We start from the raw sequence: 11663 nt of genomic DNA on the forward strand, positions 1-11663 counted from the left end.
TTCATGAGTCTTTGATTAAGTGGCTGAGTTGAAGCGGATTTTTAGCTAAAGTTTTTTTTGATGCAATCAATTAGAGTTAATTTATGCTGTTTTTATGATAAAAGTGAGAGGTCATTTTTTTTGGATTTGCTTTATTTACATGGAATTATTTGCTTGAAGCATGATTCTTGAATACGTATGCATGACATATACCTTAAGCGAGCAAACAAGTAATATTTTTAGCATTATAATTACAAGCTGAGCATTGCTGTTGCCACTAATAAGGAACCGCTCAGTAACAATTTTAGGTGCACTATGCGTTTATCAAAATTAACCAGTTCTATTGTAGTTTCACTTGCCCTTGTTGCCGGGTGTAGTGAAGCGCCTAAAAAGCAAACGAATCAAGCCGTCACAGTTGAAGTGCAGATGCAATCTAAGCCAGTTATTTATCAGGTGTTTACCCGTCTGTGGGGTAACCAGAACGATACCAACAAGCCTTGGGGTACCATTGAAGAAAACGGCGTAGGTAAATTTAACGACTTTAACGATGCGGCACTTGAAGCCATTAAAGAGCTTGGCTCTACCCATGTTTGGTACACGGGGGTATTACACCATGGCGTGATCCGTGATTACACCGATTACGGTATCGCTAATGACGATCCAGACGTCGTTAAAGGTCGCGCTGGCTCGCCTTACGCCATTAAAGATTACTACAACGTCAACCCAGATATGGCGGTTGACCCTGCTGCACGTATGGCAGAGTTTGAAGCCCTGATTGCCCGTACCCATAAGCATGGCATGAAGGTGATCATTGATATCGTGCCGAACCATGTGGCCCGTAACTACGCCTCAACTTCTAAGCCTGAGGGCGTGGTAGACCTAGGTGCCAACGACGACACTTCGGTTACTTACGCTCGCAATAACGACTTTTACTACGTAGAAGGCCAAGACTTTATCGTGCCTGACGTATCTAAAGGTGATGCACCTCTAGGTGGCGAAGCCCACCCATTAGCAGACGGTAAATTTGCCGAAAGCCCAGCGAAATGGACAGGCAACGGCGCCCGCGCAGCCCAGCCAAATATGCATGACTGGTATGAAACCGTAAAAATTAACTATGGCGTGCGCCCTGATGGCAGCGAAGATTTCCCACAAATGGATGACAGCTTCCGCAATGCGCCAACCTCAGCCCATTATGATTTCTGGCAGGGTAAAGACGTGCCACCAAGCTGGCACAAAATGCGTGACATAGCCTTTTTCTGGCTGGATAAGGGCGTAGATGGCTTCCGTTTTGATATGGCAGAAATGGTTCCTGCGGAGTTTTGGAGCTACCTAAATAGTCACATTAAACACAAGAATCCTGATGCAGCATTGGTGGCAGAAGTTTACAACCCAACCCTGTACAAAGAGTACATCGATATCGGTCGTATGGATTATCTGTACGACAAAGTGGGTTTTTACGATGCATTGAAACTGGTTATGCAGGATAAAGGCGGCCTTGAGAAGGTGATTGCAGAGCACGACAAGGTGCTGGACATTGAAGAGCACATGCTGCATTTCCTTGAGAACCACGATGAGCAACGTATTGCTTCTCCAGACTTTGCCGGTGATGCCGAAATGGGCCGCCCAGCTATGGTTTACTCAACCCTAGTAGGTACTTCACCAACGCTGATGTACTTCGCTCAAGAGTTTGGCGAAGACGGTAGTGAGATGGCCGGTTTTGGTAAGCCAACCCGTACCTCTATTTTTGATTACGTAGGCGTGCCTTCGCTCATTCGCTTTAACAATGGCGGCAACTGGGACGGCGGTAAATCAACCGATAGCGAACTTAAACTGCATGACTTCTACAAGCGTCTGCTACCACTTAGCAAGCTAGAATCAGTTCGTGAAGGTGAGTACTTACCTCTGTTCAGCCAAAACCTAGCTGCAGGTACTGACTACCCACAAAAAGTGAACGTATTTGCCCGTTACACGGATAGCGAAAAGCTGGTAGTACTAAACAACTTCTCCTACGACAAGCAAAGCTTCACCCTAACCATTCCTAGCGATTTGGCAACGAGTTGGAAGCTAGATAACAGCCAAGCATTCAGCGATGTCCTAAACAGTAAGGGCGATATTACCTTTACTAAGGGTGACAATGGCTACACGGCTGCTATTGAACTTGATGGCCTACAAAGCGCGGTTTACCGTTTAGCAAAATAATTATTGCTTATAAGCGCCCATCTTAATCGGGCGCTTTTTTGCAGGAAAAATAAATGAAGATAACAAAATTACAATACTCATTAATTGCTGCGGGCATGATGGCTCTACCAGCACTGTCGGCCGATTATGTGTCGCACACCTTAAATAATGGTGCGCTGACTATTTACACTGACGAAGGTAAGCTAAAACTAACGCCACAGCATGATGGCGCGATGGAGGTCTTTTACCAAAAGCAGCACATGAAGCAGCTGCCAAGTTATGCCATTGCGGGTAAACCACAGCAGGTGGCAACCAGTGTCAAAGCGTCAAGCAAAGCCATTACCTTTACTGCAGGTGACATGCAGGCCGTGGTTGATAAAAGCCCAGTGCGCATTAGCTACTTCTATAAAGGCGAGCCACTAGTAAACGAAGAAGTGGGCTTTTTTGCCACTGAGACCATGCGTGGTTTCCGCTTTGAACTTGAAGATGGTGAAAAATTGCTTGGTGCAGGCCAACGTGTATTAGGTATGGACCGTCGTGGTCACCGCTTACCGCTTTATAACCGTGCCCACTATGGTTACGAGACGGAATCTAAGCAAATGTACTTCAGCTTGCCTGCGGTAATGAGTTCAAACAAATATTCCATCATGTTTGATAACTCAGCAACGGGGCATATTGACCTTGGTGCCACTGAAGCAGACATCTTACAATTTGAAGCTGTCGCAGGGCGTACATCGTACGTGGTGAGCGCTGCAGATTCTTTCCCAGAATTAGTAGAAGCGAACGCGGAAGTCACCGGTTTACAGCCTTTACCAAGCCGCTGGAGCCTAGGTAATTTTGCTTCACGCTTTGGGTACCGCACTCAGGCAGAAGCCACCCAAGTGGTGAATGACTTTATTAAAAAAGACATTCCCCTAGACGCCATCGTGCTGGATTTATACTGGTTTGGTAAAGACATCAAGGGCCATATGGGTAACCTTGACTGGGATAAAGAAGCTTGGCCGGATCCAGAGCAAATGATTGCGGATTTTAAAGCTAAAGGCGTTAAAACTATCCTGATTTCAGAACCTTTTGTGCTAACCAGCTCAAAGCGTTGGGAAGAGGCGGTACAACAAAATGTACTAGCCAAAGGCTTAAACGGTAAGCCAAAGACCTTTGATTTTTACTTTGGTAACACTGGCTTGATTGATGTGTTCCATAAAGACGGTCAAAAATGGCTATCAGGCATTTACTCAGACTTGGCCGACCAAGGCGTAGCAGGCTGGTGGGGCGATTTAGGTGAGCCAGAGGTGCATCCATCAGACACCATCCATGCGGTAGGCAGCGCGGATGAAATCCACAATGCCTATGGTCACCAGTGGGCTAAGATGGTTGCGCAATTTGAAGCGCAAAAACGCCCTGAAAATCGCCCATTTATTATGATGCGTGCCGGTTTCTTAGGCTCACAACGTTACGGTATGATCCCGTGGACGGGCGATGTTAACCGTACTTGGGGCGGCCTAAAACCACAGGTTGAGCTGGCTCTACAAATGGGCATGTTTGGCTTTGGTTACATTCACTCGGACCTTGGTGGTTTTGCTGGTGGCGAGACCTTTGACAGCGAGCTTTATACCCGTTGGCTACAGTTTGGTTCATTCCAGCCGGTATACCGCCCACACGGTCAAGAACACATCGCCCCTGAGCCTATTTTCCACGATGAAAAGACGCAAGCCATAGTGAAGCGCTTTATTAAACTGCGCTACCAAATGCTGCCGTACAACTACACCCTGAGTTTTGAAAACTCAACTAAGGGTACGCCGTTAATGCGTCCAGTGTTCTACCACCACAATGATGCCAGCCTAGATAATAAAGATTCTTACCTATGGGGCGAGAATTTCCTCGTAACCCCAGTAGTCGATGCTGGCGTGGAAACCGTTAATACCGAGCTACCAAAGGGCGTATGGTTTGATTACTTTAATGGTCAGCGTTTTGAAGGTGGCAAAACTGTAACCACTAAAACTGATATTGAAACCCTACCGGTATTTGTAAAGGCAGGTAGCTTTATCCCTATGGTAGCTTCAGTGCAATCGGCGGATAACTACTCTTCGAAAGCATTAACTCTGCACCACTATGTGGATGCCAGCGTCAATGCGGCCAAAGGCCAAATGTTTGAAGACGATGGCGTAAGTGTTAACACCATCGAGTCTGGCAATTACCGCCTGTTCGGTTTTGAAGCTGCCCGTGCAGATGATAACTATGCCATCAGCATTAACGCTTCAGGTAAAGGTTACCAAGGGGAGCCCCAATCTCGTGAGCTGACCCTAGTGCTGCATCACTTTGGCGCTAAGCCGACAAAGGTTACCATTAATAATCAAAGCGTTGATTTTGATTTTGATAAAAGCAGCGGTAAGTTAACGGTTAAGACTGAACTTAATAACAACGGATTAAAACTAGTCGTTAAGTCTTAATTATCAAAAATGCCAAACCCATTAAGGGTTTGGCTTTTGCATTACAACATCATGGAAATGATTAAATGAGTCAAAATACTTTTGAAAGACCAAATTTAAGCTTCTGGCAAATTTGGAACATGTGCTTCGGCTTTCTAGGCATTCAATTTGGTTTTGCCCTTCAAAGCTCGAACATGAGCCGTATTTTCCAGTCCCTAGGGGCGGAAATGGATCAAATCCCACTATTGTGGATTGCCGCGCCAATTACTGGCCTGATTGTGCAACCAATTGTGGGTTATTTTTCAGATAGAACCTGGACTGGGTTAGGTCGTCGTCGCCCGTATTTCTTATACGGTGCTATTGCTACCTCTATTGCCCTTATCTTTATGCCTAACTCGCCAACCCTATGGATTGCGGCGGGTATGCTATGGATTCTAGATGCGTCGATTAACGTGTCTATGGAACCATTCCGTGCGTTTGTGGGGGATCAACTTAACGAGAAGCAACGTCCTACTGGTTATGCCATGCAAAGCTTCTTTATCGGTATTGGTGCGGTTGTAGCGTCAATGCTGCCGTGGATCTTTGCTAATTGGTTTGGTGTATCGAACTCAGCCGTTGACGGTGGCCTACCGGATTCGGTGACTTACTCTTTCTACGCCGGTGCTGTGGTATTGTTTTTAGCGGTTGGCTGGACGGTACTTAAATCTAAAGAGTACACCCCTGAAGAGTTAGCCCGTTTTGATGGTATTGACGAGGAAGCTGAGGCTAATGAGCCTGGCCTGGCAAGTGCTAAGTTTGCCAAACTAGGTGCGATTTACCTAGCCGTTGGTGCAGTGCTTACAGCTGTGGTAAATGTGCAGGACGCGGATCAGCAACTTTATATACTATCTATCGGACTGATGGTGTTTGGTGTGGTGCAGTTAATCGTTGCCAAAATCAAATCATCGAAAGGTGAGCTACCTGGCCTATGGCGCGTGTTTGACGATTTATACATGATGCCAAGCACCATGAAGCAACTGGCGGTGGTGCAGTTCTTCTCTTGGTTTGGTTTATTTGCCATGTGGATTTACACCACAGCGGCAGTCACCTCATTCCATTTTGGCACCACAGATACTAGCTCGGATGCCTACAACGAAGGCGCCAACTGGGTAGGGGTACTGTTTGCTTCTTACAACGCGTTTTCTGTGGTTGCGGCGATGCTTATTCCTGTGTTTATTCGCTTTATTGGCATTCGTTTATCGCACTCGGTCAACCTACTACTGGGCGCTGCCGGTTTTGCCTCATTCCTAGTGATTGAAAATGCCGATTACCTGATCATTTCTATGGTGGGTATTGGCTTTGCGTGGGCCTCTATTTTGTCACTGCCATATGCAATGCTTTCAAACTCGATTAAAGCTAACAAGATGGGTACTTACATGGGGATTTTTAACTTCTTCATTGTATTGCCACAAATTTTAGCGGCGACCATCTTAGGTTTATTGGTGAAATACCTATTTAATAATGAACCAATCTACGCCCTATTAATCGGTGCAATCAGCTTCGTGATTGCGGCGTTAAGCGTGGCCTTTGTTAAGCCAGTACAAAAACAATAATTTTTGTTGAAGGGAATTTACATGAAGAAGTTTACGCTAGCGCCGTTAGCCGCTTTAATACTGATGGGCTGCGGTGAAACGACTGCTGATAATGAGTCAGCCGTTGAGTTTTACGGCACTAAACATCCATTTGCCAAAGAGTCGGTGTACTTTTTAATGACCGACCGCTTTGTTGATGGTGATAAGTCCAATAACCATGAAACCCAAGGCGGTGAGTTTGGTAATGCGACCCATACGTTTAACCGTGAGCTAAAGGGCCCAGATGGCAAAACCGCCAACGTGGGTTATCTAGGCGGTGACTACCAAGGTGTGCTTAATAACGCCGATTACATTGCGGATATGGGCTTTACTTCCATTTGGCTAACGCCAATTTGGGACAACCCAGATGAAGCCTTTACTGGCGGCACCCCAATTGAATTTGGCGGCATGTTTAAAGATGGCGGTAAAACTGGTTACCATGGCTATTGGGGCGTTAACTTCTTCAAAGAAGATGAGCACTGGGTAAGTGAAGGTTTAGGTTTTAAAGAGTACAGCCAAACCCTGCGTGATAAGCATGGCATTAAAACCATTATGGACATTGTGGCCAACCACGGTAGCCCAAGTTTTACCATGGAAAGCCAGCAACCTAAGTTTGGTAAAATCTTCGACCAAGACGGCACTTTGATTGCCGATCACCAAAATGTGATGCCGCAGGACTTGGATGACAATAATCCAATGCATGACTTTTTTAACCGTAAAAAAGACATTGCCGAGCTGTCTGACTTTAACCAAGACAACCCAGCGGTAGTGGATTACCTAACCCGTGCTTACCTGCACTGGATTGACCAAGGTGCAGATGCGTTCCGCGTGGATACCATTAAGCACATGCCGCATCACTTCTGGAAGCAAATTAGCGATAACATTCGCGCTGAGCATCCAGATTTCTTTATGTTTGGTGAAAGCTTTGACTACAACGCCAACTTTATTGCCCAGCATACCTTAGAGAAGAATGGCGCTTATTCAGTGCTGGATTTCCCGCTAAAAGAACAAATGCTGAAAACCTTTGAAAATAAGGACTCAGACTTTGCCGATTTAGCCCCAGCATTGCATTTAACCCATGGCCCATACCGTAATGTGTACGAACTCACTACGTTCTATGACAACCATGATATGGCGCGCATGAATGCCGATGATAACGGCTTTATTGATGCCCATAACCTGTTATTTACTGCCCGTGGTATTCCGGTGGTTTACTACGGCTCTGAAATGGGCTTTATGCGTGGTACAGGCGAGCATGCGGGTAACCGTAACTACTTTGGCCAAGACAATGTCGAGCTGGCAGCGCAGCATCAAATCCATGCCAAACTCAGCCGCATTGCTAACCTGCGCAAAGTTACCCCAACACTGCAATCTGGCGTGCAGCTAAACCTAGAATTTAGCGGCGATAAAGCCAGCTTCTTACGTGTTTTAGGCACTAAAGATAACGCTGAAGTATCACTGGTGCTGTTGAACAAAGGCGATATTGCCGCTGAATTTAGCGTGGCTGATTTACCCCAAGGCCGTTGGCAGTCACTACTGTCTGATGATGGCATGGGTATTAAAGGCGAACTTAAAGCCACAGTAGCTCCCCACGATGTGCAAGTATGGCATTACCAAGGTGTGTTAACCGACAGCCTGACTGAGAAGTTAGCGTATCAGATGGAAAACAAATAGGTTTTCAGGGACTAGGTTGCGAGGGGCTAGGGCGCTTCGCTTTTAAGTACTTGGCTCAAAACGATCTACAAAGCGCTGCCCGAAAGGGGGGCGCTTTTTTTGTATTTGAGGAGGAGAGGAAGTTAGTAAATTGAACCATCAGCTTAAATTTTGGGATCACACCAAGATGAATAATCGTTAATTGATGCTCAGGTTTTAGTGTTGTAGATTATTGATTAGTGATTGATATTTGGCTTGTCTAGCCGTGGGAAGAAAATTAAATGTTACTCAATAGAATGCTGTGGACTGTTATGTTGTTAACAATGTTTGAATCAGCAGAAGCCGCCAGTTTTGATTGTGCTAAACGTTCAACATCTGTCGAAAACCTTATATGTTATGATGACGAGCTTGGAGAGCTGGATGTAAAGTTATCTAAAATATACAGGGATATTCGTAATGCGCTTCCAAAGCATGAAGCTGAGAGCTTTGTTTCAACTCAGAGGGATTGGCTTAAGGTAAGAAACGGTCTATGTACATCTGTTTATTCTTGTATGGGTTCATACTCAAGAAGGTATATAGAGCTCAAACAAATATTAGATAGGGTTTTACTTAAAGAAAGCATTATTAATGCGAAAACTAATGATGAAGTTGATTATCCTCTCTTTTATAACTATGCAAGCAAGTTTTTTCTTGATGAAAAATCATCATTTTTTAGGGAGAAAAAGCCTAAGCATATGATTTTAGAGGTTCTACCTGTGATAACTCAGCTTCCAGAAGAGATTGATAAGCAAGATAGTATAGTTATTATCTCTAGTTGCAGAATACATTCATGCGATGAAAAGTCTGGAATGTTAATTGATTTGGATACAATGGAGTCTATGGCTTTTGTACTTCACTATATTGACGAATATGGTGAGTTGTCTTTTTCTAAATTTGAAAATGAAAGATTTTCGATGGATGGAATTATAACTTTTATATATAAAGATGAGGCCTTTTTAAATAAGAATAGAGAGAAAGCGTTAGATTACATAAAATCAAAAATTGAATATAACCTCAGGGAGCTGACGGTAAAGGAACGTTTGATAAAATCAAAGGAATATATATAGACAGCCATAATTAATTACTTAATTTAGAACTCCCTACAGATAAGTTAAATAATTTTAGTGCTGTTCATATTGTTGCACAGCATGAATACAGAAGCTCATTTGGTCTAAATTTAGTTGATGATTCACCAGATAATATTTTAACTATAAGTGGGTTGGGAGCTCATTCGGATGTGGGTGGTGGCTATCTTGACAACGATAACTTAGCTCAGTTAAATTTTCTGAAAGCTATGAATGCAATAAATGGAATGGATAGTAACCAAAATGATCTTATATTGGGAGTAAATGATATGCGTCAATTTATTGATGGTGGCGAAAAGGGTATTAATGAATCTCGTACAGCATATGAACATGGTGATAAAGTGCAAAAAAGGATTTTTAATCTCAAGCCTGATGCAGATACTCATTTTAAATATCATGATTCATCAGCTAGTTTCCCACATTTTGCATTACCTTATGAAGGCTTCAAACAAATCTTGCATACTACAATATTCGGTAGCACACCTGATAGGCCAATTTATGGAGTAAGTTATGATTTGGAGCTTGAGACTCTAAAATATGAATAGTTTAATAAAGAATCTAGTTAAAGTGGTGCTACTACTCTTTATAACCTCTTGTACCTTTTCAAAAAGTTCACCGGCTTCATGTTTTCCTGTAGAAGTCTTGAAAAAAGGAAGAAAAAACTGGAAAGATTACCCACTAGGAATCAATGTTAAAATAGGAAGCAAACAGTACGTTGATGGTGCTTATCAAGGTTATCGGCAAAAATACTGTGGAGAGTTACCTTCGAGAATATCTGTTAGGTGGAGTACAACCCAAGACACTTTTAAAGGAAAATTTCTTGATTTTTCTGCAGTGGTACCCAAAAATTTTAGAAGTAACCCTTCTAGAAAGTTATTAGTCACTGTAGACGGTAATGATCAGGTTCGAGTGATGTTCAAAGTTAAATTGAGTGAATTAACTACGAAATATTTAGAGCAGCCACTCACTGAAGCACAACGGGAACAGCAACAGATCGACGAACAGCTCTGGAAGGCCGTGGAAGTTAAAAATATTAATAATATCCGTAAATTGATTTCACAAGGTGCTAATGTAAATCAGCCTTGGATGGGGTTGAGATATAGAATGGCACCTACAATGTCGCGTCATGTACTCACAACCCAAAATGCTGAAATAATCGATGCTTTTCTTAGTAACGGTATGAAGTTATCAGACCACCCATTTCATAGTTATTTATTTTGGCCAATTTTATATAATGATATGGCTATGCTGAAAGTATTCTTAAAACATGGCTTTTCACCTGATCATTTGTATTCAGAGCAAACTGAATATGGTAATTTCAGTAGCAAAGGCCCCAAAAAGTTTGAAGATAGAGTACTTTATTATGCTGTTTCAAAAGGTAATGTCGAAGCAGTAAGGTTATTATTAGAATACGGAGCGAGTACTGACTTTATAACTCACGAAGGTGTTAAGTTCGTAACCTGGGCAAAGGGAAACGCCAAAGATGAAATTGTTTCTTTGTTAATTAAAAATACAAATAGTTAAGAATAACAAGTGACACACATATGGACAGGCATAGTTAATTTCCTGAGACGGGAGCGAAGTCTGATACAGTGGAGTTTCCGCTACCTTCACCACCTACGCTACTTCCAGCACTATCTCCTTTAACAAGATAATGTGTAAATATTTATGATTAAGTATAAAATAATTTTTTTAACATTAACCCTCTTTTCAAGTACTGCTTTTGCTAATACATGGGAAGAGTCAGTTCTAGAAGCGATCCATTCAGCAGATAAACATGGCTGTGATGTCTATAGTGAAACAGATATAGGAAAACCTAATGATGTATGCTCAGGCTTATTTTCGAAAATACATACAGCATTTTACTCTGATTGGAACTATTTAACACCTGATCAAGAACTGGATAGGGCTAAGCTGCTAATTAAGCTTGTTGAGAGCAGAGATGAAGGAGTTCTTCAACACCCTATTTTAAAGCTTAAATTACATACATTACTTGGATTAAAAAAGTATTATTCATGGATAACAGCTGACTATATTGCAAAGTATCTGACAAAAGATACGCATAAAGTGATTTTGAGGGAGGCTTTATACGCCCTTAGATTTAACCCCTACAGAGAGAAAATACCATTTTTGATGGAGTTGATATCAGATGAGAATGCAGGGTTGTACAAGGAAAGTATAGATACCCTTTTACATCAGTTTTCAGGAAGAGATAAGTTAACAGTTTTTAACTGTCTAAAAAATATTGATTATAAAAATGATAACATTAAGAATTACTTATCGAGCATAGAAAGCAGTTCAGGCTTTTATCAGTTAAGTGCTTCTAAAGGTATAGATTCTGAATTTTGTTATAACCTAATTAACTCCCATGTATGGGAGTTTAAGAGGCACCGAAATGATCACAGTGATAGAAGGCCAATAGAATAGAAATAACACACATAGACAGCCATAATTAATTGCTGCTTTTTCAGCCTCCTACTAAACTTGTTTAATAGCGAGTTGTAGGAGGTTGTTATGCATAGACCCCGTAGTACGTTAATTTCAGTTGAAGATACCCCTTATTACTGTCCACTTCCCCATTAGTGAGTCACATCTAAAGTAGAGGTTTCTCCTATTAAGCTCTGGTGATATTCCGATGGTGGAATATTGCCAATGCTTTCATGTGGACGTTCATTGTTGTAATCGAGCATCCA

The 11663-nt window shown here is 42.5% G+C and carries 8 protein-coding genes; all 8 read left to right on the top strand.

Going from position 1 to position 11663, the window contains the following annotated elements; all coding sequences use genetic code 11:
• The first annotated feature begins 294 nt into the window (after window positions 1-294).
• On the top strand, window positions 295-2178 hold the full coding sequence (locus tag GFB48_RS14750; protein WP_163937437.1) for an alpha-amylase family protein: 1884 nt from the start codon (window positions 295-297) through the stop codon (window positions 2176-2178).
• Window positions 2179-2231: 53 nt separating this feature from the next.
• Window positions 2232-4604, top strand: a complete 2373-nt coding sequence (locus GFB48_RS14755) for a TIM-barrel domain-containing protein (RefSeq protein WP_163937440.1) — start codon at window positions 2232-2234, stop codon at window positions 4602-4604.
• A gap of 65 nt (window positions 4605-4669) precedes the next feature.
• Window positions 4670-6175 (top strand): MFS transporter, encoded by a 1506-nt coding sequence (locus GFB48_RS14760; RefSeq protein WP_163937443.1) that lies wholly within the window; start codon window positions 4670-4672, stop codon window positions 6173-6175.
• Window positions 6176-6196: 21 nt separating this feature from the next.
• Window positions 6197-7867 carry an alpha-amylase family glycosyl hydrolase gene (locus GFB48_RS14765; protein WP_163937446.1) on the top strand — a complete coding sequence of 557 codons (1671 nt, stop codon included), beginning with the start codon at window positions 6197-6199 and terminating at the stop codon, window positions 7865-7867.
• Between the two features lie 302 nt (window positions 7868-8169).
• Complete coding sequence (locus GFB48_RS14770) at window positions 8170-8952, top strand: lysozyme inhibitor LprI family protein (RefSeq protein WP_163937448.1); 783 nt, start codon at window positions 8170-8172, stop codon at window positions 8950-8952.
• A gap of 170 nt (window positions 8953-9122) precedes the next feature.
• Entirely contained in the window at window positions 9123-9515 is a 393-nt protein-coding gene (locus GFB48_RS14775) for a hypothetical protein (protein ID WP_163937451.1), read from the top strand.
• Entirely contained in the window at window positions 9508-10494 is a 987-nt protein-coding gene (locus GFB48_RS14780; RefSeq protein WP_163937454.1) for an ankyrin repeat domain-containing protein, read from the top strand. The genes GFB48_RS14775 and GFB48_RS14780 overlap by 8 nt, the downstream gene beginning before the upstream one ends.
• A 144-nt stretch (window positions 10495-10638) precedes the next feature.
• Window positions 10639-11397 carry a hypothetical protein gene (locus GFB48_RS14785; protein ID WP_163937457.1) on the top strand — a complete coding sequence of 253 codons (759 nt, stop codon included), beginning with the start codon at window positions 10639-10641 and terminating at the stop codon, window positions 11395-11397.
• Window positions 11398-11663 lie beyond the last annotated feature (266 nt).

The sequence above is a fragment of the Paraferrimonas sp. SM1919 genome (assembly GCF_010993985.1).
Classification (GTDB): domain Bacteria; phylum Pseudomonadota; class Gammaproteobacteria; order Enterobacterales; family Shewanellaceae; genus SM1919.